Below are 24,871 nucleotides of genomic sequence, written 5' to 3' on the forward strand. Positions count from 1 at the left end.
GAGATAAAATTTAGAGATGACAAAATTTATCTTTCTACTACTGCCTTTCCTGGCATTTTCACAGAAAACCGAAATCATCGATCTGTCAAAATCAATTAAAGGTAACAAAGCAAATTATAAAAGCTTCACGGTACTGGACAAAAGATCAAATCCGGAGATCGGCTCGGTGATGTATCATAAAGACCAGGTCTATATGGTTTTTGAAAATAACGCTGAGACAGATTTTAAGAACTGGTTTTATAAATACAATCCTGTGCGAGGAAACGATGAGCTGGTTCTGCTTCTAGAAAATATTGCACTTACTGATGACAGACAGGAAAAATTTTCCATCGGAAAACTTGAAATCCGGGCGAGTACGTTCATCAGAAAAGAAGATGGATATCATTTTCTTTACCGTAAAGATACTGTAACCACGGTTTCATCGCGTACAACGCCTTATCTGGCGCAAAGTCTTTCTAAAAAACTGACGCTGACTTTCACAGAACTGATGAAAAAATCATACGAAGCTAAACAATGGGATTTTGCAGTCTCAGAAAATGAACTTCCAGATTATAGCACAGTTTTGAAAAATAAACTGGAAATTTTAAAGACAGACGAACTTAAAGAAGGTGTTTACAAAGATTATTACAGCTTTTTTACCCATAATCCGGAGCCGGGTTTTACAATCGAAACCGACAAAAAAGGCGTGGTTACAAAAGCCGTTAACGGAGATAAGAAAGAGCCCATCAGAAATTTTTATGCATTTGTTCATAATGGAGTTCCGTTTAAAGTAATTCCCGTAGGCTATGTTGAGATTTTCAGAGATGAACAGGGATTATTTATTGAAGCTAAAAAAGAGGAACTTTACCCCGAATCAAGTTCTCCAATGATTATGCTTGGTGGCGGTGTGGCGGGTATCATCGGTAGTGTAGTTGCCAATGTTGCCATTACAGCAATTGATGCCAAAGCTGCAAAAAAAAGGAGTGCCCTGGCTGGATCAGAAGTAATTCTTGATCCTATGACTGGAAATTATATTTTGCCTGAAGGGTTTATGAAAAAATAGATCAATTTTTATTGGAAATTTAATCACATTTAAGATGAAGAAAATACTTTTATTCCTCTTTTCTACGATACTTTTATCTGCGCAGGAAACAGTTAAAATCGATTTTAAACAGAGTTTAAAAGATAAGAACTCACGTACAAAATCACTCACTGTAAAAGATATCCGTCAGGACAAAAATGTAGGCTCTATCACCAATAAGCGGGGGACTGTTGATGTAAAACCCGCAGATGAGAATGTAACCGATTTTTTCTCGAAAAGATTTTCAGAAGATAATAAAACCAAAGGTAATAATGATATTGTAATACTTCTCGAGGATGTAAAAATCTACAATGAGCAGGCTCCCAATGATAATATGAATTATGCAAAAGCAAAGATAAAAATCTCAGGGTTTCTGAAAAGGAATGATAAGTATTACTTCATAAACCGTTTTAACAATGTTTTTGTAGAATTAAATTCAGATTCCAAAGTGGCAAAAAATCTGGCTCAGACTACTTCTGAAATCATCACAGAATTTATAAAAAACTGCTACGCAAGTCCCATCTTGAGCTACTATATTCCGGAAAATGAATTGGAGAATTACAATGCCTACCTCTCAAAAAATAATAAAGCACTGAATGGAAATATTTTAAGGGACGGAGTTTACTTTAATTTTAAAACTTTTTTTGAACAGACCCCCGATCAGAATTATAGTTTGGTAAAAAACAAAAAAGGTGAAGTAAAAAAGATAAACAACAGGCAGGATCTTAGTATTTCTATGGCTGAAGTTTTCTGTTATGTAGATAACGGAATTCAGTATATAGGTACGGCCGCGGGCTTTAAAGAAGTAAAAAGGGATCAGTCCGGAAGCTATATAATGGCTTCGAGAGCTCAGATGTTTCCGGAAAAAATGGGGACAGGTGCGTTGGTAGGAGCAATGGCCGGAGGTATGGTTGGCGCAGCTATTGGTGTGGCAATCGATTCCGGCTCCGGCAGAAAAGTGAATAAAGGATATGGTTTTAAAAACGGAACGATAACAAAAATATACATCGATCCGCTCACAGGAGATTTTGTCTTCACAGAATAAAATAATTGCCTCGTTTCTGAGGCAATTTTTAGTTTTATTGTTTTTGTTTTTTAGAATAATAGGAGTAAGGAAAATCTTTTTCGTCGGTTCCTCGTTCTTTATTCGGTTGAGAAGTCATTTCAAATTTCAAAGTCGCACCTTCCATAAGTTCCTGATGGCTGAGCCAGTTTTTTGAATATTTTTTTCCGTTATACTTTAATGAATTGACATAGCGGTTTTCTTCGCTGTTCTTATCCGCTTTTATTTCAATGGTTTTTCCGTTTTCTAAATGAATTTTTGCATTTTTAAAAAGTGGCGCTCCCAAAACATACTGATCTGTCGCAGGAGTTACAGGATAAAAACCCAGTGCTGAGAAAATATACCAAGCTGAGGTCTGTCCGTTGTCTTCATCACCGCAATATCCGTCCGGAGTTGGCTGATAAAGTCGGTTCATCGTTTCGCGTACCCAATATTGCGTTTTCCATGGCTCACCAGAATAGTTGTACAAGTAAATAATGTGCTGTGCAGGCTGATTTCCGTGGGCGTATTGTCCCATATTGGCATTTACCATTTCCTGAATCTCGTGAATGGTGGAGCCATAATAGGTATTATCAAAAACCGGAGGAAGCTCAAATATTTTATCTAAATTTTTCGAAAATTCTTTCCTTCCACCCATCAGCTTTGCCAGCCCGTAAATATCCTGAAATACCGACCACGTGTAATGCCAGGAATTCCCTTCTGTAAAAGCGTCTCCCCATTTAAAAGGATTGAAAGGTGTCTGAAAACTTCCGTCCTGATTTCTACCGCGCGCCAGTTTTGTTTCGGGATCGATTACTTTCCGGAAATTCTGCGAACGTCTGTAGTATTCTTTCCATTCAGATTCCGGTTTTCCCAAGGCTTTTCCGAGTTGAGCGATGGCAAAATCATCGTATGCGTATTCTAAAGTTCGTGCAGCGTTTTCGTTGATTTTTACATCATAGGGAACATAACCCAATTTTTTGTAATATTCAATTCCAAGCCTTCCTGTTGCTTGTGGTCCTTCATTATTTGCACCGTGAAGCAAAGCCTGATACAGTGTTTCGATATCATAACCCCTTAGACCTTTGATGTAAGCATCAGCCACCACGGATGCAGAATTATTCCCGATCATAATATCAGAATAGGAGGGACTCGACCATTCCGGAAGCCAGCCACCTTCTTTGTAATCGTTGATTAAACCTTTCTGCATTTCAACATTGATGTCGGGATAAACCAAGTTTAGAAAAGGGTAGAGCGCTCTGAAAGTGTCCCAGAAACCTGTACCTGCAAAGCGATATCCGGCTTCCGTTTTTCCGGAATATGGACTGTAATGCACAATTTCGCCAGCTTTATTTACCTCATACATTTTGTGCGGAAAGCAAAGCATTCGGTACAGACAAGAATAAAAAGTCCGCATCTGATCGACTGTTCCGCCCGCAACTTCCACTCTTTTTAATTTCTGATTCCAGGCTGTTTTGGCTTTGTTTAAGGTTTGATCAAATGAATCTTTACTGAGTTCTCTTTCCAAATTTAATTCTGCCTGCTCTAAACTGATGAAAGATGAAGCAATTCTCAGATTCACTTTCTCGCCCTTTTTTGTGGCAAAACCTACGACGGCACCACAGTGATCTCCGGTAATGTCAAGCGCATCTTTTACAAAATCTCTGTCTTTCCATGTTGAATATTTTGTGAAAGGTTTATCGGCATAAATGACAAAATAATTTTTAAAACCGACCAGTTTTCCACGTGAATATTTTGTGGAATATCCAACAATTTTATTTTCGGAGGGAATAATGGTAATGCCTGAACCTTTGTCAAAAGCATCTACAACAAACCATGATTCTCCTGATTCGGGGTATGTAAGGCGCATCTGGGCGGCTCTTTCTGTTGGCGTGAGTTCGGCAGTGACGTTGTGATCGGCAAGATAAACACTGTAATAATACGGTTTTGAAACTTCAGATTTATGGGAGAACCAACTTGCTCTTTCTTCTTCAGTGAAGCGCATCTTTCCTGTCACAGGCATGATTGAAAACATTCCGTAATCGTTCATCCATGGGGAAGGTTGGTGAGTCTGCTTGATTCCTCTGATTTTGTCGGCATCGTAAGTGTATTGCCAACCGTTTCCGTTTTTTCCGGTTTGGGCTGTCCAGAGATTCATTCCGTGCGGTACAGCGACAGCAGGATAAGTGTTTCCGTTTGAAAGGGAAGGTTTGGAAAGTGTTCCTATAAGAGGATTGACAAATTCTTCAGGATTTTCGGGAGCTTTCTCAATCCACTGCGATTTGATTTGTGTAAAAGGTATAATTAAAAGAAGTAGGATCGCTTTTTTCATTTAAAAATAAGTTTAAACTTGAAGTGTGGTTTTTGGATTGAAAAGGTAAAGATTTTATGTTAAATGATTCAAAGAATATTTTGAAACTTTGTTTGGTTAAAACTAGTTTTTTCGTTCAACAATGTTCCTCCTATAAACATTTTTTGATTTTTGCATTCTGCACTCTGTTTGTCATCCCGTATGGATCTAACTGTAGTATTAGACATTTTATATGGAGAATTTCGGATCTATATCTTTTTTTCTTTTTTTAAAAAATAGTGAAAACAAAAAACAATACCCTAGCCCCGATGGAAACGGCATCCTTTTTTGTGGCGGACGGAACGAAGTGGAGACCGCCGCAAAAAAGATACAGTGGACAGCGGGATCGAGCTCCTGAAAATTGTTCTGTTTCAAAATTAATTTCTGCTCTACATCATTAAGACTGAGGAATTATCCTGCATTTTGTTATCTTTGCAAATTACATAGTTCTTAAATGAAAAACATACGAAATTTTTGCATAATTGCCCATATTGACCACGGTAAATCTACCCTAGCAGACCGTCTTTTGGAGTACACCAACACGGTGACACAGAGAGAATTGCAGTCTCAGACGCTGGATGATATGGATCTGGAGAAAGAACGTGGGATCACGATAAAATCTCACGCCATCCAGATGGATTATGAGCTTAATGGCGAAAAATATATTTTAAACCTTATTGATACTCCGGGACACGTGGATTTTTCCTACGAAGTTTCCCGTTCGATTGCTGCTTGCGAAGGTGCACTTCTGATTGTGGATGCTGCGCAAAGTATTCAGGCACAGACGATTAGTAACCTGTATCTCGCTTTGGAAAATGATCTGGAAATTATTCCGATTCTGAATAAAATTGACCTTCCATCAGCCAATCCCGAAGAAGTTACCGATGAGATTATGGGTCTGATCGGCTGTAAATACGAAGATGTTCTTCGTGTTTCGGGGAAAACCGGTGAAGGGGTTCATGATCTGTTGGAGCAGATTGTTGCAAGAATTCCTGCTCCTGTTGGAGATCCGAAAGCGCCGCTTCAGGCCTTGATTTTTGACTCTGTGTACAATCCGTTCAGAGGAATTGAGGCGTATTTTAAAGTAGTGAACGGAAGTATTTCCAAAAACGAGAAGATCAAATTTTTCGCTACAGGAAAGGAATATGGTGCTGATGAGGTTGGAACTTTGAAACTGAAACAGGTTCCGAAAAAAACGATTGAATGTGGTGATGTAGGTTACATTATTTCGGGAATCAAAGATGCCCGTGAGGTGAAAGTGGGTGATACGATTACTTCTTTTGTGAATCCTGCAGATGCTCCGATTGACGGTTTTGAGGAAGTAAAGCCAATGGTTTTTGCCGGAATTTACCCGATTGAGTCCGAAGATTTTGAGGAATTGAGATTTTCACTTGAAAAATTAAGACTGAATGATGCTTCTCTGGTTTTCGAACCTGAAAGTTCTGCGGCTCTTGGTTTTGGATTTCGTTGCGGATTCTTAGGAATGCTTCACATGGAAATTGTTCAGGAAAGACTTGAGAGAGAGTTTGATATGAACGTGATCACGACGGTTCCCAACGTGTCTTACCACGGATATTCCAAGAGAGATCCTGAAACAACCATTTTAATCAACAACCCGTCTGAAATGATTGATCCCAATCTTTTGGACAGAGTGGAAGAGCCGTATATCAAGGCTTCAATCATTACAAAATCTGATTTTGTAGGTCCTGTAATGACGCTTTGTATCGAGAAAAGAGGTGAAATCGTAAACCAAAGTTATCTGACTGCAGACCGAGTGGAACTGACTTTCAATATGCCTTTGGCTGAAGTGGTTTTCGATTTTTATGACCGTTTGAAATCTATTTCCAAAGGATATGCTTCATTCGATTATTCGCCAATCGGAATGCGTTCTTCAAAACTGGTAAAAATGGATATTCTGATCAACGGAGATATGGTAGATGCTCTATCTTCATTGATTCACGATTCAAATGCTTACTATATCGGTAAAAAGATGTGTGAGAAACTGCGCGAACTAATCCCGAGACAACAGTTTGATATCGCTGTTCAGGCAGCTTTGGGAGCGAAAGTTATTGCCAGAGAAACGATTAAAGCTTTAAGAAAAGACGTTACCGCAAAATGTTATGGCGGTGATATTTCGAGAAAGAGAAAGCTACTTGAAAAGCAGAAGGAAGGTAAGAAGAAGATGAAGCAGATCGGAAGGGTAGAAGTGCCGCAATCGGCGTTTATGGCTGTTTTGAAGCTGAATGATTAAGAGAAGAGCCAAGTAAAAAGGCAAAAGATAAATGTAAAATCCGCAGATTTTTTCTGCGGATTTTCTTATCGTTGATGGTGAATAGATCTTTGATTTTTGATTATTTGTTCGTCAATAGAAATATCAAATTCTTTAGATGAGGCTTTGAAAAATACAATTTTGGACTTTCTTTTAGTTCCTTTTTTGAGATGTGGAAAAGAATAAATCAAAATTTCATTAGGTTTTAATTCAAAATAGGGATTCTCTGGTAGTTCTAAACAATTCATTATTGTGTAATTGCTATTTCTGATAAATTGAAACTGAGAATTATTAGAAACATACAAAGCTACAGCAGGACCATCAATCGGAATTCTTAGAGTCTTAGTCGAAATATTTTTAATGAAAACAGGAAAGGCTTTATGTTTTTTTATTTTGTCGGTTCCGTAATCTCTTTTATAAAGCGGGATCGTATCTTTTTCTTTGACAATAATCTGAGCAGTTTCATTGTTTATAGAATCATATAAATCTTCTTTAGTTTCGAAAATTTCAATTTCTTCATTTCTGAAATATAGGCTTTGAACATTTTTTAAAGAATCTCTAAAAGTATTTATTCTATCAGATAATTTATTTTCGTTTTCATCAATACCTGGCGGAGGCGGAGGTTCGGGTATAATATTTTTAAAGTACTTTATCTCAACTTTTCCGGAATCGGAGCCTTTGTAAAACAGATTTGTCCCAGCTTCATTTCCATCTTCATTAAATTTTTGAATTGTTAATTCCTCATCCGTCGGAAAACTCAAAACAATATCATCTGCAAAAGATTTTTCTTCTTTGCAACTCATTAACATTAGAGCTAAAACAAAAAGAAACTTATTCATTCAAATGTTTTTTCTAAATTAATAAATATTCTTTATAATTTTGTGTATTCAAAACGCAAACCCGTTATGCAAAATATAAAAGTTGCCGTCGATGCCGTTATTTTCGGATATTTTGATAAAAAAGATTTACAGATTCTCTTAATTAAAAGAAATATTGAACCTTTCAAAGGTGGCTGGGCTTTGCCTGGCGGTTTGGTGTTGGATGATGAAAATCTTGATGATGCTGTAAAAAGAGAACTACAGGAAGAAGCAGGCATTAAACCGGATTTTCTGGAGCAACTCTACACTTTTGGGAATGTGGGTCGCGATCCGAGAAACCGCGTGGTCTCAGTGGCTTATTTAGGTTTGGTCAATCCTTCTTATCACGAGTTGTTTGCAGATTCTGATGCAGATGATGCACAATGGTTCAGTGTCAATCAGCTTCCGAAACTGGCTTTCGACCATCAGATCATTATTGATATCGCCTTAAAAAGACTTCGCACAAAAATTCAATATCAGCCCATTGGTTTTAATCTTCTGAATGATGAATTTGTTTTTTCTGAACTTGAAAATCTATACACAACCATCATCGGAAAAGAAATCGACAGACGGAATTTCAGGAAAAAAATCATGAGCTACGGTCTTCTTAATGAAACCAATAACTTTAAAAAAGAGGGAAGTGGAAGACCTGGGAAGCTGTTTATTTTTAATCAGGAAAAGTATAAAGAACTCGAGGAGGAAGGTTTTTATTTTGAGATTAAATGATCTTTTTCGCCACGTTAGCATGAGTCATCAGTTTTAGAATAAAGCTGAATTAAAATTTAGTTATTGAAAATAATTGTTTTAAACACATAGTGTAAAATTAACGCAAAATAATTTTGTCAATCTGTTTTGTTCTTTTAAATTTGTGTAATAATAACGCAATTATGAAATATTCATTACAAAATACCATTGAAAAATTTCAGAGTTGAAATGCTGGAATCAGACTTCGGTGTTCCTAATCTACTATTTCGGAAAGGCGAAAATCTTTTGGGATTGCTTTGATGAGGGATGAATTGAAAAGGTAAACGAAATAACTCAACACAAATAAAATGAAAAAGATATAGATTAGGAAATGGAAATTTATTTTGGGAAAATTTTCATCAGTTTTATACTTAACCATTAAAGAAATTAAATCTTTTAGAATACGAATTCATTATTGGAGATTTTTCAGGAACAGATACATTAATGATGGAATTTTTAAAAGATAAATCTGAAAACGTGACGATTCTTCATGTTGGAGCCAGACCAAGATATTTTGTCAATAAGTTTAAAACTAATGCAGATAAATGGAGAGTGATAGGAGATTTTAAGTCTGATTTAGAGCGAGATACTTATGCAATACAAAATTGCACTCATTTTTTAACTATTGATTTCAATTCAAATGAAAATAGAAAAAGTGGAAGTTTAAAGACTGTAGAATATTGTTTAAACTTAGATAAAATGAGAATTTAGAAAGATGAAAACAAAAACACTATACCGACCGGTTGGAGAAAAAGAAATGATTTTAATTATCGAAAGCAATTTTAAAAAGTTTCCGCCAAGATTAGAATGGCAACCGATTTTTTATCCTGTTTTAGATGAATATTATGCTTCTGAAATTGCAGAGAAATGGAATACCAGAGATGAGGCTGGAAATTATTTGGGTTTTGTGACAAAATTTGAAGTATCACAGGAGCTTGTTAGCAAATATCCCACACAGAATGTCGGCGCAAAAAACCATAATGAATTGTGGGTTCCGTCAGAAGACTTAGAAAATTTCAATGATGCTATCTTAGGAAATATTGAAGTTTTAATAATTTTTGTCGGAGAGAATTTTAAAAAGTCTAAAAATGCTGATATTGAAAACTTAATTAAAAAAAACAAATTTTGAAGCCAAAAATTGAATTAATCAAAGCTGACATCACAAAAATCAAAGCCGATGCAATTGTCAACGCAGCCAATTCATCATTAATGGGCGGCGGTGGCGTGGATGGAGCTATTCACAGGGCAGGAGGAAAACAGATTTTGGAGGAATGTATTGAAATCAGAAACAGGCAGGGAAAATGTAGAACGGGACAGGCAGTAGTAACAACCGCCGGAAATCTTCCGGCAAAATACGTTATCCATACTGTCGGGCCGATTTGGAATAAAGATGAAGAAAAATGTTCACAGCTTTTGGCAGATTGTTATAAAAGTTCTTTAAAATTAGCTGAAAGTTTAGGTGTAAAGACGATTTCATTCCCAAATATCAGCACGGGCGTTTACAGATTTCCAAAAGAACTGGCTGCTAAAATTGCCATTCAGGAAGTTCAAAACTTCAACAATGAAATTATTGAAAAGGTAAATTTTGTATGCTTCGATGATGAAAATGAAATGATTTACAAGGGACTTTTATATTTTTAAGTCTCTTGCAATTTTTAATAGATTTTATGGTTTCTTTTGACGTTTAAAGTGATTCTATGAAAGGTTTTGTATTTGGAAAGTTTTATCCGTTTCATCTCGGTCATCAGAAAATGATTGAATTTGCCCTGACCAAAGGAAGTGTCACGGTGTTGGTGTGTGCAGAAACCAAAGAGAAAATTGATGGAAAAACCCGTCAGAACTGGATAAAAGAGACTTTTAAAAACAATAAAAATCTCAAAGTAAAAGTTTTCAGTTATAATGAAAATGATTTTCCGAATTCTTCTGTTTCAGACTGGGAAATTTCAAAGAAATGGAGTGAGGTTTTTAATGAGTATTTTAAGGATGAAAATTTTCTGGTAACGTCTGAAGAATACGGCGAAATGCTTTCTGAAATTATGGACATCAATCATTTTATGTTTGATGAAGAGCGGGAAACTGTTCAGATTTCAGCATCAAAAATAAGAGAAAATCTATATGCGAACTGGAATTATCTGCCGTTATCCGTTCAGAAATATTTTGCTTTAAAAGTTGTGTTTCTGGGAACAGAATCTACAGGAAAAACTTTTTTGACCAATGCATTATCCGAAATTTTTAAATCAAATAAAGTTTCGGAAGCGGGGCGAGATTTAATTCACAATTCCAAACAATTTCAATTTGAAAATCTGGAAAAAGTGCTTTCTGAACATGCCAATCGGATTGAAAATGTGGATATTTCAAAAAGTTGTTTAACCTTGATTGATACGGATTGCCACATTACAAAATCGTATTCTGAATTTATTTTTAATAAAAAACTCGTTGTTCCTGACGAAATTTTAGATATAAACAAAGCAGATTTATATCTTTATTTAACCAAAGATGCAGAGTACATTCAGGATGGAACGAGGCTTGAAATCGATGAAAGAAATCAGTTGGATGATAGCCACCGGAAAGTTTTAAAAGAAAATGGAATTGAGTTTAGAGAAATTTCCGGGAGTTGGAACGAAAGGAAGGAGTGGGCTTCAAAATATATTCAAAAACTGATTGATGAGAGAAGTCAAATTTTAAAATTAAATCAATGAAGTAGTTGAAAATCGCTGCCTCAAATTAGAAAAAAAGCTGTTCCCAAATCAGGAATGATCACCAGCAGGTAAAATAATGGTGAAAGTGGTACCGCTGTCTTTAACGCTTTGAACTAGAACCTTCCCATCATGAAGCTCAATAATTTCTTTAGAAAGATAAAGACCAATACCAAATCCTGCGACAGATCTGCTGTTGGCATCTTTCACACGGTAATAACGGTCAAATATGCGTTCCTGGTCCTCTTGAGGAATTCCTGTTCCCTGATCTGTTACGCTCACTTTTAGCTCGTTATCTATGGTAAAAGTATATTCTACGGTTATAGAAGAGTGGGTGGGAGAATATTTTACTGCGTTTCCGATAAGGTTGTGAAGCACCTGCGATATTTTACCGCGGTCTGCAGAGATTGATTTTTTACCGGCAGATTTAAAAATAAAAGTTCTGTTTTGTGTGGTTGAGAGTACTTCATCTTCAATTTCTGTAAATAATAATTGAAAATCAAAGACCGATTTTTCAATATGCATCTGCCCGGAATCCAGCCTTGAAACGTTCAGAAAACCATTAATCATCCCATTCATGTAATCTACCTGCTTCAGAGATTTCTCAAGCATATTCTGCTGTCTGGAGTTTTCAGAATCTGTTTCTTTTCTCTGCATCATCTGTAGATAGGCTTTGAGTGATGTGAGCGGAGTTTTAAGTTCGTGGCTCACCATACCCATAAAATCATCCTTCCGCTGTTCCTCCTTTTTCTGCTCAGTGATGTCCCGTAAAGTTCCGTTTAAGCTTAACGCATTACCGTAGTTGTCAAAAAACACTCTGCCGTTTGCCTGTAAAAGACGTATTTTTTTATCTGTATTATTTTGAATTTTATATTCTGCGAAGTAATACCCGTCTGAATCTTTACTGAGTGATTTTGCAATGGCCTGCGTTACTCTGTCACGGTCTTCGGGAACAATGACTTCGATTGCTAAAGATAAATCTATATTTTCATCTGAAGTTAAGCCAAACCAGGTCTTAAGCAAATTGTTTCCTGAAAAAAGATTTGTTGATGGCTGATAGTAAAATGTTGCAAGCTCTCCTGCATCTATCGCAAGAGCCAGCATTTGCTGATTGTTTTCGTTTTTCCGTCTTTCCAGAAACTGGCGTGTTATGTCTTCAAGAATAACCAAAACTCCTGAAACTTCACCGCGATTAGAAAAAATGGGCTGATAAACTGAATTAACGATAGCGTCTCTTAAATCACCATTTTTTTGATATAATTTAACGGCAAACTCAGTGTTGATACGGGGTTTCCCGCTGTAATAAACTTCGCTGAGCCATTCATTTACCAGTTGGTCACGAATTTCCGGACGTGCCGTTGAATGAGCGCGGCCAATCACTTCCGTTTCTGAACGTCCCCAAATAGTAAGAATTGCCGGGTTTGCGATTTCGATTACGTGGTCAGGTCCCTTCAGCATTGCAATTCCTACGGGAGCCTGCTCAATAATCGTACGGATGTACTCTCTGCTTTCAGCCAGCTGACTGATTGAATGGCTGAGTTCTTCATTGGTTGAGGTAAGCTCTTCAAGCGTTGCGGCCATTTCTTCGTTCAGGGCATGTTCTCTCTCTTCTTTTTCTTTGATCTGCTGAAGAAATTCGCGGCGTGAAGTAACTTCCAGTGCCGTGTTCAGGATGCACCAAGTTTTATTTCTGTCATCTGTAAGTGCTTTATATTCGTAATCGAAATAATCGAGTTTTTCGACTCCGTTTTTAATCAGTTTAGCCGGAGCTTCATGTACCGAGTAAGATATTCCCGAACGCCATACTTCCCTCAAAAGATCCAAAAAAGGCTGTCCTTCCAATTCGGGAATGGCTTCCATCAAGGTTTTTCCAATTACAGAAGAATCTTTGCCCCAAACTTCCAGCATCCCGGAATTGGCAAACCGAATCACCATATCCTCACCAGAATAAATAGCGGTAGGAGCGGGTGAAGACGCCAGAGCCTGTATGATTAATTCCTGGCTGAAGTTTTTATCTGTAAAGGGTTCCTGATTAAACATAAGTGAAACAAATATATGAAAAGACTTTAAACCGCCACAGAATTATGGTATATGGATTGAAAAAAAACGGATTTATTTAGTGCAAAATAAATCCGTTTTAATGTATTGAAATTGTTTAATTTTTCTTTTTTACTTTAGACCTTGCACTTTTAACCTCGTCTTTGAGGAATGGATATTTTTTCTGCATATCCGAAACCAAACTGGGGTCTAATTCTAAAGCTTTCTGCAGAGATTCCGCACCTTTTTCCTGACTTCTGAGGTTAAACCAGCAGTTGCTGAGCTGATAATATAATTCTGCTCGTTCATGATATTTTAAAGCGTTCTGCAAAACGGTCACCGCTTCTTCATATTCACCTACAAGCATCAGAACTTCGCCATACGCGTACCAGTTGTAAAAACGGGAGGGTTCTGTATCAACAAGTTTTTTCAGGCATTCCAAACTTTCTTCAAATCTTCCTGATTCTATAAAGAGGAAAGCCAGTCTTTTCTGATAATCAAGATTGCTGTCATTCAAATGCGTTGCCTCTTTAGCAAAATGAAGTGATTCTGCCATGGCACCCATTTCTTCGTAAAGGTAAGACTGCTCCATCATCGAAAGATAAAACTGAGGATCTTCTCTGAGTGATTTCTGGAAATACGTAAGTGCTACAAAAAGCTGTTTCTGCGCCTTAAAACACAGCCCGATTTTGTAGAAAGTAAAAGCTTTGGTGTATTCTAACTCCAGCATTTCCTCATAAACCCCGATAGCTTTATCAAATTGTTTCAGTGCCTCATAACAGGCGGCTTTACTTGCGTAAACCCCCACAGCGCTGGAGTTGATAGCCAGAAGATAATCAAAACCGCGGATGGCTTCTTCGTAATTTTTTCTGTTATAATAATACTGTCCGTACTCGCTCCAGGCTATTTCAGAATAGGCAAAATCATCCAGATAAGAGTTTAGAAAGGCAATTGCTTCATCAGTTTTGTTAAGTTCTGAGAAACAGGCCATAATATTTTCTAAAGAATACTCATCATTAGGATCGTCTTTCAGTGCCTGCTGATAGTGTTTCAGTGCATTGAAGGGATCGCCCAGATTAATGTATTCGTCTGCAATAAAGTTATTCAGAAAATTTTCTTCCTCGCCCAGTTCTAAAGCTTTTTTACAGATTTCAATAGATCTTTTAGGATTACCGAGGTTAGAGTAGAATTTGGCATAGCAAACCATAAAATCTGTATTTTCCATTGAAGAACCTTTCAGCTCGTCAATCAGTTCCTTAGCAGTGGTGTAGTCTTCCCATTCTAATAAAACTTCAAGTTTTTTTATTTTTATTTCCAAAGAATTTGGATGAAGCTTCAGGCCGTAATTTACTGCAATATCTGCGTAATTAAAGTCACCCAGCTCAAGGTAATACACAATAATATCATCCAGTTCTTCAGTATCGAAGTAGAATTCATCATTGCTCTCAACCATTTCTTCGAACTTTTTTACAAGTTCATTTTCAAAATATTCTTCCAATATAGTATCTCTCCGTTATTTTCAAAGCTCAAAAATTGATTTATAAACTTCGAAAAAACTTTTTTAATTAAATATATTTTTCCGTGGGTTTTGCCTGTTGTCAAAAAATGAAATTATTTTAATTTCTGATGGTAAAATTTAATAGGTAAAAGAGAAATTCTCTAAAATCAAAACCCGTCTTAAATTTTACGGTTGCTCTTTAGCCCACTCTTCTTCTGATTCCGTAAAATGTTGATCATTCTTAAAGTTTCATCTAAAATTTTTTCCGAATAATATTTGAATGATTGTGCTTAAACCAATAATCATATACTTTATCAAAATCAGTTTTTGCACGTTTTGTCCAAACTATTTTAGTTATTTTCCATAAGACTTTAAAAAATCTTAATGAGAAACAACCAAACCATTTTCGGCCTCCTTTAGCCCTATTTCTATTGATTCTTTTTCAACATCTGAGATTTCATTCACCAATCTTCATTGTTGATTTCTTCTACAAAATGAATGTCTTCTGCTTTAAGAATCGCTCTTATTTTAGTGAGTTCCTTCTCGTTTTTGGGATTAATGATAATTGTCATTGCACTGTTTTTTCTCTATTAAAAGTACAAAAATTCTGAGTTAAATCAAACTTTTTATCTTTTCAATCATTTCATCGCCTAATCTGTCTGCTTCCTCCTGAGAATGTGCTTCAGTATAAATTCTGATAATAGGTTCTGTATTTGATTTTCTAAGGTGAACCCAGTTGTTTTCAAAATCTATTTTCACGCCGTCTGCGGTAGAAACCTCTTCATTTTGATACTCTTTTTCCATTTTAGTTAAAAGAGAATCCACATCAATTTCCGGGGTGAGCTCAATTTTCTTTTTGCCCATGAAGTATGCAGGGTAGCCCGCTTTCAGTTCAGAAACTGTTTTGTTCTCTTTTGACAAATGTGTCAGAAACAAAGCCACACCCACCAAAGAATCTCTTCCGTAATGCAGTTCAGGATAAATAATTCCGCCATTTCCTTCACCTCCGATTACGGCATTTTTTTCTTTCATCAGATTCACCACATTCACTTCTCCCACAGCACTTGCAAAGTATTCTGAATTGTGCGTTTTTGCTACATCTCTCAGGGCACGGCTTGAAGAAAGATTTGAAATCGCCACTCCGTTTTTATTCTTTAAAAGATAATCTGCCACGGCAACCAAAGTATATTCTTCGCCAAACATTTCACCTTTTTCGTCGATCAAAGCCAGACGGTCAACATCTGGATCTACAACGATTCCTACATCTGCTTTCTCTTTAATCACCAAGTCGCAAATATCTCCCAAATGTTCTTTCAAAGGTTCAGGATTGTGAGGGAAATGGCCTGTCGGGTCACAGTAAAGCTTTACCGTTTCAATTCCCAGTTTATCTAAAAGCATAGGAACTGCAATTCCACCGGTAGAATTCACGGCATCTAAAACGACTTTATATTTTTTAGCTTTAATGGCTTCGACATCCACCATCGGCAAATTTAAAATCTGCTGAATATGAATGTCAAAAGCATCGCCTCTTGTTTCATATTTCCCTAAATCATCCACTTCTGCGTAGTTGAAATCTTCATTTTCTGCCAATTCCAACACTTCAGCACCATTTTCGCCACTGATGAATTCTCCTTTTTCATTTAAAAGTTTTAAAGCATTCCACTGTTTTGGGTTGTGAGAAGCGGTGAGGATAATTCCACCGTCGGCCTTCAACTCGGGAACCATAATTTCAACTGTTGGAGTAGTTGAGAGTCCAAGGTCAATTACATTGATTCCCAAGCCTTGTAAAGTTGCGGTAACCAGTGAATTAACCATCAATCCCGAAATTCTTGCATCCCGACCGATGATTAAAGTTAAATCTTTTTTATTTTTATTATTCTGAAGCCATGTTCCGAAAGCTGATGCAAATTTTACAACGTCCAGTGGTGTAAGGTTATCGTTTACTTTTCCACCGATAGTTCCGCGGATTCCTGAGATTGATTTTATTAATGACATGAAAAGTTTAAAGTTTTGTTTGTTTAATGTTTAAAATTCGGGTTGCGAGGTACGAGATACGAGATACGAGTTTCGGGTTTCGGGTTTCGGGTTTCAAAATTTTTGCAAAAATACGATTTTTAAAAAGGATAGTTTTGTTAATAGATCTTTAAAGATTTGCAAAGATATCATCCGTAGAAAAACTGAGTTCAGGAAATGTTTTTGAAGTAATGATTTCGCCTTCTGTGAAAGGTTTCAGACCTATGTAAATTCCGTCCTGTAAAACAAAAACCTGAATATTTTTATCTGTAGGGTGTACTATCCAGTATTCAAAAACGCCAGCTTCTTCGTAAATACGGTATTTGAGATCCTGTTCTTTTTTTGTATTTCCCGGTGAAAGAATTTCAACAATTAAATCGGGAGCGCCCAAACATCCTCTGTCGTCTAATTTTGTTAGGTCACAAATTACACTCAAGTCTGGCTGTACGACGGAGTAAACATCACCATTCTTATTAGGCAATCTCACATCAAAGGGAGCAAAATAAACCTTACATGGTTTGTTGTAAAATATTTGATCAAATTTTCTATTAATATTTCTTAGAATATCTTGATGAATTCTTGCAGGAGCAGGACTCATTTTAAACACTTTGCCTTTAAAAAGTTCTATTCTCTCTTTGAACTTCCACAATAAATAATCTGCGTAAGTGTAATTTTTATCGGGGTCTAATTGATTGATATCCGTAATTTCCATGCTGTGATTTTTAACAAAGTTAAAGAAAATAGTACATATTGATTTCTAAGAACATCCACAATCCTTATCACAGTTTGTTCTTTTAGAATCAAATTTTTTCGGGGTGAAATTCTTCCTTACTATTCTGAACAGTGCATAGCACGCAAATGCGAAAACAAACGCAAGAATGATGTATTGAATGATAAGAGAGATTTCCATTGTTGAAATGATTTGATTTTAAAACTTTGTCAAAGTTATAAAGCGCTCTGCAAAAACTTTGACAAAGTTGGCTCCTTCCCACTCACGAGGTACGTACAGCTGATTTTCTTTTTTTCAGGCTGTATTATTTTAATATCTGATAAGCGATCAGCGACACAAAATATGCCAAACCGGTCATCATGGCCAGCTGAAAACCAGTCCATTTCCAGCTTTTGGTTTCTTTGTAGACTACGGCAACTGTTGAGGCGCACTGCATCGCGAATGCGTAGAAAAGCAACACTGAAATTCCGGTCGCAAAGCTGAAAACTTTGCTGCCGTCTGTTTTCACATCACTTCTCATTTTGTCGATTACCTTCCCTTCCGGAGCGTCATCGTCAAGACTGTACAAAGTTGACATTGTTCCCACAAAAACTTCTCTTGCAACGAAACTCGTCAGAATTCCCACACCCATTTTCCAGTCGTAACCGAGTGGTGCGATGGCAGGTTCGATGGCTTTTCCCATTCTGGCAAGGTAAGAATGGTCCAGTTCAACATCGGTGGCAACGATTTCGTTTTCATTCAGTTTCGGGCCGAAGTAACTCAGCACCCAAATAATTATGCTGACAATAAAAATAATTTTTCCGGCTCCGGTGATGAATTCCCAGACTTTGCCTAAGACAAGTTTAAAATCATACCAGAAGAGTGGTTTTTTATAGGTAGGAAGATCCATTACGAGGTAAGATTTTCCTTTTTCTTTGATGAAATATTTCAAAATGAAAGCAGACAGTAGGGCGACAAAAAAACCTAAAAGATACATCGCCAAAAGTACCAGAGCTTTATAGGAAATTCCAAAAAAATTGCCGTCTGAAATAATCAAACCGATCATAATGCTGTACACCGGTAGCCTTGCCGAGCACGTCATAAAAGGCGTTACCAGAATGGTCAGCAATCTTTCTCTTAAATTTTCGATATTTCTGGTAGACATCACTGCCGGAATTGCGCAGGCAGTTCCGGAAACCAGCGGAACAATACTTTTTCCGTTTAAGCCAAATGGGCGCAGAAATCTGTCCATTAAAAAAACAACCCTTGCCATATATCCCGAATCTTCGAGAATATAAAGGAAGAACAGTAAGATCCCAATTTGTGGGGCAAAAATAACGATACCGCCAACGCCGGGAATAATTCCGTTGGATATTAAAGAATTTAAAGGACCTTCCGGCAAATGTTTGCCAGAAAAACCAGACATCCATGCAAACAATTCATCAATCCAGTTCATTGGATATTCTGCAAGGAAGAAAACACACTGGAAAATAATTAACAGAACGAAAAGAAATACGACATAACCCCAGAATTTATGAACTAATATTTTGTCTAATTTCTCGGTCAGAAGTTCTTTTGCATTTTGTTTTTTTATAATAATTCCCTGAAGCATTTTATCGGCAAGCTGATATCTTCTTACTGTTTCCTGAACCTGAATTCTTTTCGGGTTTAATGATTTTGAACCTATATTTTCTTCAGCAGATTTTTTTTCTTCTGAACCGAGCGAAATGCTCAGCCAGGCTCTGTAATCGTTTTCTGAAATTTTTTGAGAGGTAATTTTTTCAACTGAATTTTTATGCTCAGCAGGGATTTTAAAATAAGGAAGTTCAGATTTTTTAAATTCATTTCTGAGAATCGATTCTCTCAGCTCTTCAATTCCGGTTTTTTCTTTGGCGTTGGTTTGGATGATTCTTAAACCTAAAGTTGCTTCAAGTTTTGTAACGTCAATATCTACACCTCTTCTTTTAGACTGATCTACCTGATTGAGAACCACAATCATAGGCAAGCCTGCATCCAGTATCTGTTGCAGCAGAAGCATTCCTCTTTTAATGCTTAAGGCTTCAAGAATATAAATTACTCCGGCATATTCTTTTTTGTCGAGCAAAACTCTGGAAAAAACGGCTTCGTCTTCAGAACTCGGATAGATGCTGTATGAGCCGGGCAAATCAGTAATTTTTACCTCTTCATTTTTATAAGAATAGCTTCCGGAATGGCTTGAAACGGTTACTCCGGCGTAATTTCCCGTTTTTTGGGTAGTATTGCAGAGTGCATTGAAAAGGGTAGACTTTCCCACGTTGGGATTTCCTACCAAAAGCACCTGTTTTTCTTGAATATCCTGCATTTAAATCGATTCTTCAACAATAATAAAATCTCCTTCCTCTTCTCTGAGAGCAATCCGGCTTTTTTCTTCCCCAAATTCCACATAAATTGGCCCGCTGAAAGGCGCCTGATAAAGAATTTTGAATGAAGTTTCAGGAAGCAGACCCATTTCCAGAATTTTATTGGGCATATTAAAATGCTCATTGTCATAACCTTTTATAATTCCCATTTTGTTTTTTGGGAAGTGACTCAGTTTCTGTGGATCTTTCTGTTTCAAAGCTGAAAATTTGTCGTGCAAATATAGGTTATTTAAATTTAATCTAAATTGGAACCCTTTAAAAAACAGACCCAAACACATTGCTGTATTTGGGTTTGCTCTAATATAGTGAAGTTAAATATGAATGTTATTACCTGCTCTTTTCTGTACCTACTCTTTCCATCTGACCTACTTTTAGAACTCCATAGTCTGGCTCAATCTCGTTGTCTGTGGCTTTAAAGAAATCTTTATATTGTTTTTCCTGTTTTTTGATCATATCTCCTACGGTGCCGTCCATTCCAGGCATTGTTCTCGAGGTGATTTCAGGGGTAAGCATAGGTCTCAGCGTAGCAAAAGGATCTTTTTTAAACTCCGTAAATTTCTTTTCAAATTTATCTCTCGGCATTTCGCTTACTTTTCCTCCTTTTGCCTGCATCATTCCTTCTATGTAAGAATATTCTGTGTAATTCTGTATTTTTTTATTCCCCTGTAGAACCCAGGAATAGTTTTTGGCATCATCTTCAATTTTTACAATCAAACCGGGAAGTCCGGAAAATTTGTAAGGCCCGTCCTGAAATGGAATATCTGTACTGAACCAGGCAGTCCATTTTCTTCCGCCAAACTCTGTGGTTGCTTTTTGGGTGTTGTATTCTCCGATTTTCTGTTTGTCTGAAAGAATTTTCCAGTTAAACTTAGGATCTTCCACATAACCAATGTTTGCAGGAGTAAAGCCACTTGTAATTTTCTCTACAAACTGTATCTTCATTGAGGGATAAGTTTTGTATACTCTTGCAGAAATTTTAGGCATTTTAATCATTTTTGAAAGATCTTTAAAGGCGCCCGCTTTCTGCATGGCTTCAATCTCTGCTTTCATAATAGAATCCTGAGAAATAACCGTGTAGTCCTGATACACGGATCTGTTATTATCTGTAATATCTAAGATGGTGATTACCTTTTCCATTTTGGCTGAATCTTTTTTAGGCTTAAAATTAAGTTCGTAAAAGAATCTGTTGGCAGTTTCCTTAGAATCCTGGGCGTTGGTAAACATCGCCGTTGCGATTAAAAATATTAAGAGCAGTTTTTTCATTTTAAAGTAAATGTTTTCCTATTAGTTTGAGAGTTGTTGTAAATGTTACAGTTTTTTTTAATCTAATTTTAAAAACAATTGATAATGATGTGTTTATTGTGTTCAAAATCAATAATTGGGATAGCATAATATTTGATGTCAGAAAAAATAACAACACAAAATAAAATTTTATGGACACGCTGAAACAGTTGAGAGACGAGCTCACACAGGAGTACAAAACCACTAAACAGTTTTTTGAAATTTACCCTGAAGAAAAAGCAGATTACAAGCCACACGAAAAAAGCATGGCGATGAATCATCTGGTGACGCACATCGCAGAAATTTTTGGTTGGGCGGGCTTTATGCTCAATTCTTCTGAACTTGATTTTTCTGATAGCTCAATGCAACCAAAATTGCTTTCTACGAGACAGGAAATTTTGGAGACTTTTGAAAATAACTATAGGCAAAGCATAAAAGCGCTTGAAAATGCCAAAGAAGATGACCTCCTTCAATATTGGGCTTTAAAAAATGCAGGCCACGAACTGGCAAAATGGACGAAATACGGCGCCATCCGCCACAGTTTGGATCAGATTACCCATCACAGGGCTCAGCTTGGGGTGTATTACCGTCTGAATGATATTGAACTTCCTGGAAGCTATGGTCCAACAGCCGACAATGAGAATTTTTAGGATAAAATCAAATCAAAAAAATATCCCTCTCAAATCTGAAAGGGATATTTTTATTATTTAAAGTTAAATTTCACTGTAAACATAAACTGGCTTGGTCTGAGCTGAATTCTGGTGTATGTTAAGGCATTCAGCGTTCCGTTTAGATCGTATGTTTCGAAGACTTTTCGGTTACTGATATTCATCCATTTCAATTCAAAATCAATTTTCTTCTTAGACCATGAATACTGGTAAGACAGATCAAAAAATGGGTTTCTGTATGTGGTGTCATTATTAGTTGTATTCAGCTGATCCCAAGAAAAACCAATGTTATGATCTTCTAAGGGATAGAAAAATAAAGCTAAATTATGACTGTATCCTTTATTAATACCCAAAGTTCCTCTACGGCCTTCCTGTTTGGTGCGCGATAGGCTCATATTGAAATCTACACTCATCCAGCTGAAATAGGTGTTGTTTAGCTTAAACCCATAAGACTGGCTGTTGTTTTTGTTTTTAAATCTCGCTTCATCCAGGAACGCGTCTGAAATTGAGGTTGTATTTCTATAATTAAGTGAGGCATTTGTTTTAAATGAAGGGAAATATTTTCCTACTTCTGCGCTTAATCTGTTGCTTTCTGTATGATTTTCTGTGCTAATATATCTCATTAAAGTAAACCCTGTGGTAGGATCCAGCAACGGAGCAGAGAGTAGGTTTCTTTTGCTGTCAGAGTAAGAATAATTTACATTAAAAAACAGATTATTCAGTGGATTTCTGTATTCAAGTCTTGAGCCTAAAGCAGAAGTTGTAGTCTGTGGAATCGGATTATTGGCATCCATCACATTAAATCCGTTTGGTGAAAGCAACATATAACCGGCATAAGCAGTCTGAATATCTCCGAAATTGTTGCTCACATTGGCATTCACACTCGCTTTCCAAAATGAGGCAAAAGTATACTGTGCAAATAGATTTGGGGTAAAAGTTGTTCTGTTCAGATCTTTTGAAACACCTCTTATATCATCTTCCGCTTTAATACTTGTAAAATTTACCGGAAAATTGGCGAATACGTTCCAGACATCGGTTTTATAGTTAATACCTAATGAAGCATTGGGATTAATTTCAGAGAATTTAAGATTGTTTTCGTAAGCAGGGCTGCTGAAGTCAGGAGTTCCCGAAAGAGCGATTCCATTAAAATCGGTATTTAATTTATCCTGAGAAAAATCAAATCCAACCTGTGGTGTAAACGTCCATCCTTTTTTTGTGAAACTGATATTTGCGGTATGGGAAGTATCTAAAGTTTTCAGTCTGAAATTCTGTTGTGCCACAGTGTTTGGAAGAAACATAAGAGTTCCTAAAGAGCCACCCGTTGAACCCGTACCAAAAGGGATCAGCAAATAGTCGGCTGGTGTAATTTTAAGCATCTGTCTGTCATCCTGGTAATTGATGTATGATCTTAGATTAACCATTTTTTCTTTCCAGGGGATAATGGTGCTTAAAGAGTTTTGAAAATTTGATGTTGGAGATTCCACAGCCTGATCTGATGATCTTCCTTCTCTCACAGCATACGCACGGTCTGCGTTCCAAAACTGGCTGAAACTTGTAGAGTTTTTGAAGAAACCTTTTTTAGCATTTTTTGTGAAAAGTAGTTCTCCTCTTACTTTATCCGTAAAAAAATCATTTCTTGTACTGTTGATTACTTTGTTTCCTGCTAAGTTTCCTGTCTGATAGGTGGTTTCTTTATAATCTTCTCTCTCAACAGCGTTATTGGTGTAATTGGCAATTGCCTTCAGTTCCCACTGCTTTGCTTTGTCAATATTTGTAAGGTAGTTTGCTGAGGCATAATGAACATTATTAAATAAATATCTTTTTACAGGCGTGCTCGGTGTACCAGAAGTTTCCACATTAAGCCAGTCGTTCTGCGAAACATTTCCACGCCTTCCTTCCCACGGATTGAAGCTTCCCAAAATATTTCCCTCGTTTTCTACCTGATCCCCGACGTTATTGGTTTTGTAGTTGGCTACCCACTGACTGGTTTTGCTGAAGAACATTGGGGTCATCTTTACATTCCACAAAAGAGGATCTGCACCAACGCCCACTTCGCCACGACCGGTCATGGTAACAGATTTTTTAAGTTTGATGTTGATGGCTGCTGCATCGGATGGTATTTTGCCCTGAAGCATTTTTACCGGCTGGTGGTTTTCTAAAACTTCAAGTTTTGCGATGGCATCTTTGGGTAAAGAGTTGGTTACTGTTCCGTAGCCGCCTTCCATAAGGTCTTTTCCTTCCACATAAAATTTGTTGATAGGATTTCCCTGGTAGAGAACCGTTCCGTCTGCATTGACTTCAATTCCCGGGATTTTTTTCATCACATCGGCCAAGGTACGGTCGCTTTTGCTGTCGAATGCTTTCAGATCGTAAGCGATGGTGTCGCCTCTTGCGGTAATTAATTTGGTTTTCAGCTGAACTTCCTTGATTTCGGTGGTCTCAGACTGCATTTTGAAACTTAAATTCTGGTCAGAATTGCTGATCTGTTTCGTTAAAGGTCTTTGGTTAAAAGCTTTTACTTTAAGATCAACATTGGATTCAGAAGAAGTGAACGTGATTTTGTATTCCCCCTTTGTATTGGTAATTCCATACGCAAGAATGGCGTCTTTGCCGGGTTCTTCAATCGTTACACTGGCACTTGGGATGCCAATTCCGTCTTCATCAGTAATTTTTCCTGAAATTGTCTTCTGCGAAAATACCGTCACAGAAAAAAACATCAGAACAAAGAGGAAAAAATTTTGTTTCATATCCAGTTATTTATTTTTTAGAGTTTCTGAAAATCATTTTTCAAATCCTGAAAATTCGGGACAGAAATGATTTCGGAATTTATTATTTGAACTATTAGTTTGCAGGAAACTGTTTTTGTTACTCCTGATAGAGATATAATTTTGAACTGATTGTTAAATTTTTAATTAAACTTGTTGTGCATTTATGAAATTTTATTACTTCAATATATGCTGACGCCTTTGTTTACGCCAAAATCTAGAGTACTTCTGTAAAATATCTTTGTTTTGCCTTTAATTTAGCTCGAGGTTGAATGAAAGCTTAAAAAACGGCTTTAGATTTAAGAAAAACGAGGCATTCCGTTTAGTGAAGAAATACAAAGTTTTAAATTTCAGTTAGTTAAATTATTCTTTCTAAATGCGCAAAGGTTTAATTTAAAATAATTCTGTAGCTCGTGCGCAAGTTTGCAAAAGGGCATGATTTATAGTAAAATGGCTGTAAATAATCTTAAAAGCAGTCTAAAA

The 24,871-nt window shown here is 36.7% G+C and carries 19 protein-coding genes; 9 read left to right on the forward strand and 10 right to left on the reverse strand.

Annotation, left to right across the window (positions count from 1 at the left end):
• Window positions 1-16: 16 nt before the first annotated feature.
• Window positions 17-1,042, forward strand: coding sequence for a hypothetical protein (locus ASG31_RS02930; RefSeq protein ID WP_056027716.1), 1,026 nt, complete (start codon window positions 17-19; stop codon window positions 1,040-1,042).
• Window positions 1,043-1,076: 34 nt separating this feature from the next.
• Window positions 1,077-2,105 carry a hypothetical protein gene (locus tag ASG31_RS02935; RefSeq protein WP_056027718.1) on the forward strand — a complete coding sequence of 343 codons (1,029 nt, stop codon included), beginning with the start codon at window positions 1,077-1,079 and terminating at the stop codon, window positions 2,103-2,105.
• 34 nt (window positions 2,106-2,139) lie between these two features.
• Here ASG31_RS02935 and ASG31_RS02940 read toward each other — a convergent pair whose 3' ends face one another.
• Window positions 2,140-4,434, reverse strand: coding sequence for a GH92 family glycosyl hydrolase (locus tag ASG31_RS02940; protein ID WP_056027720.1), 2,295 nt, complete (start codon window positions 4,432-4,434; stop codon window positions 2,140-2,142).
• Between the two features lie 472 nt (window positions 4,435-4,906).
• Between ASG31_RS02940 and lepA the strand changes: the two genes are divergently transcribed.
• Complete coding sequence (gene lepA / locus ASG31_RS02945; RefSeq protein ID WP_056027722.1) at window positions 4,907-6,703, forward strand: translation elongation factor 4; 1,797 nt, start codon at window positions 4,907-4,909, stop codon at window positions 6,701-6,703.
• Between the two features lie 65 nt (window positions 6,704-6,768).
• On the opposite strand, the gene ASG31_RS02950 is transcribed toward lepA, so the two are convergent.
• The gene (locus ASG31_RS02950) at window positions 6,769-7,560 is read right to left on the reverse strand and encodes a hypothetical protein (RefSeq protein WP_131725486.1); all 792 of its coding nucleotides are present in this window, start codon (window positions 7,558-7,560) and stop codon (window positions 6,769-6,771) included.
• 66 nt (window positions 7,561-7,626) lie between these two features.
• Between ASG31_RS02950 and ASG31_RS02955 the strand changes: the two genes are divergently transcribed.
• The 5 genes from ASG31_RS02955 (at window position 7,627) to ASG31_RS02975 (ending at window position 11,021) form a co-directional block, all read left to right on the forward strand.
• Window positions 7,627-8,304 (forward strand): NUDIX hydrolase, encoded by a 678-nt coding sequence (locus ASG31_RS02955; RefSeq protein WP_056027726.1) that lies wholly within the window; start codon window positions 7,627-7,629, stop codon window positions 8,302-8,304.
• 462 nt (window positions 8,305-8,766) lie between these two features.
• Entirely contained in the window at window positions 8,767-9,033 is a 267-nt protein-coding gene (locus tag ASG31_RS02960) for a hypothetical protein (protein ID WP_082504423.1), read from the forward strand.
• 4 nt (window positions 9,034-9,037) lie between these two features.
• Window positions 9,038-9,451 carry a hypothetical protein gene (locus tag ASG31_RS02965; RefSeq protein ID WP_056027728.1) on the forward strand — a complete coding sequence of 138 codons (414 nt, stop codon included), beginning with the start codon at window positions 9,038-9,040 and terminating at the stop codon, window positions 9,449-9,451.
• Entirely contained in the window at window positions 9,448-9,963 is a 516-nt protein-coding gene (locus ASG31_RS02970; protein WP_056027730.1) for an O-acetyl-ADP-ribose deacetylase, read from the forward strand. The genes ASG31_RS02965 and ASG31_RS02970 overlap by 4 nt, the downstream gene beginning before the upstream one ends.
• Window positions 9,964-10,019: 56 nt before the next feature.
• Window positions 10,020-11,021, forward strand: coding sequence for an AAA family ATPase (locus ASG31_RS02975; RefSeq protein WP_056027732.1), 1,002 nt, complete (start codon window positions 10,020-10,022; stop codon window positions 11,019-11,021).
• A 48-nt stretch (window positions 11,022-11,069) separates the two neighbouring features.
• Here the strand turns inward: ASG31_RS02975 and ASG31_RS02980 are convergent, their stop codons facing one another.
• The 7 genes from ASG31_RS02980 to ASG31_RS03010 all read right to left on the reverse strand — a co-directional run bounded on the left by ASG31_RS02980 (window position 11,070) and on the right by ASG31_RS03010 (window position 20,937).
• Window positions 11,070-13,058 (reverse strand): ATP-binding protein, encoded by a 1,989-nt coding sequence (locus ASG31_RS02980; RefSeq protein WP_056027734.1) that lies wholly within the window; start codon window positions 13,056-13,058, stop codon window positions 11,070-11,072.
• A gap of 115 nt (window positions 13,059-13,173) precedes the next feature.
• Window positions 13,174-14,553, reverse strand: coding sequence for a tetratricopeptide repeat protein (locus ASG31_RS02985; RefSeq protein ID WP_056027736.1), 1,380 nt, complete (start codon window positions 14,551-14,553; stop codon window positions 13,174-13,176).
• A gap of 612 nt (window positions 14,554-15,165) precedes the next feature.
• The gene (gene glmM / locus ASG31_RS02990) at window positions 15,166-16,548 is read right to left on the reverse strand and encodes a phosphoglucosamine mutase (protein ID WP_056027738.1); all 1,383 of its coding nucleotides are present in this window, start codon (window positions 16,546-16,548) and stop codon (window positions 15,166-15,168) included.
• 148 nt (window positions 16,549-16,696) lie between these two features.
• Window positions 16,697-17,278 (reverse strand): Uma2 family endonuclease, encoded by a 582-nt coding sequence (locus ASG31_RS02995; RefSeq protein WP_056027740.1) that lies wholly within the window; start codon window positions 17,276-17,278, stop codon window positions 16,697-16,699.
• 322 nt (window positions 17,279-17,600) lie between these two features.
• The gene (gene feoB, locus ASG31_RS03000; protein WP_056027742.1) at window positions 17,601-19,616 is read right to left on the reverse strand and encodes a ferrous iron transport protein B; all 2,016 of its coding nucleotides are present in this window, start codon (window positions 19,614-19,616) and stop codon (window positions 17,601-17,603) included.
• Entirely contained in the window at window positions 19,617-19,871 is a 255-nt protein-coding gene (locus ASG31_RS18835) for a ferrous iron transport protein A (protein WP_262483834.1), read from the reverse strand. It abuts the gene before it with no gap.
• 130 nt (window positions 19,872-20,001) lie between these two features.
• Window positions 20,002-20,937, reverse strand: a complete 936-nt coding sequence (locus ASG31_RS03010; protein ID WP_056027744.1) for a GLPGLI family protein — start codon at window positions 20,935-20,937, stop codon at window positions 20,002-20,004.
• Between the two features lie 170 nt (window positions 20,938-21,107).
• On the opposite strand from ASG31_RS03010, the gene ASG31_RS03015 reads away from it, so the two are divergent.
• Complete coding sequence (locus tag ASG31_RS03015; protein WP_056027746.1) at window positions 21,108-21,605, forward strand: DinB family protein; 498 nt, start codon at window positions 21,108-21,110, stop codon at window positions 21,603-21,605.
• Window positions 21,606-21,658: 53 nt separating this feature from the next.
• On the opposite strand, the gene ASG31_RS03020 is transcribed toward ASG31_RS03015, so the two are convergent.
• Window positions 21,659-24,370 (reverse strand): carboxypeptidase-like regulatory domain-containing protein, encoded by a 2,712-nt coding sequence (locus tag ASG31_RS03020; protein ID WP_056027748.1) that lies wholly within the window; start codon window positions 24,368-24,370, stop codon window positions 21,659-21,661.
• Between the last annotated feature and the right edge of the window lie 501 nt (window positions 24,371-24,871).

The organism is Chryseobacterium sp. Leaf404, from assembly GCF_001424145.1.
Lineage (GTDB): Bacteria > Bacteroidota > Bacteroidia > Flavobacteriales > Weeksellaceae > Chryseobacterium.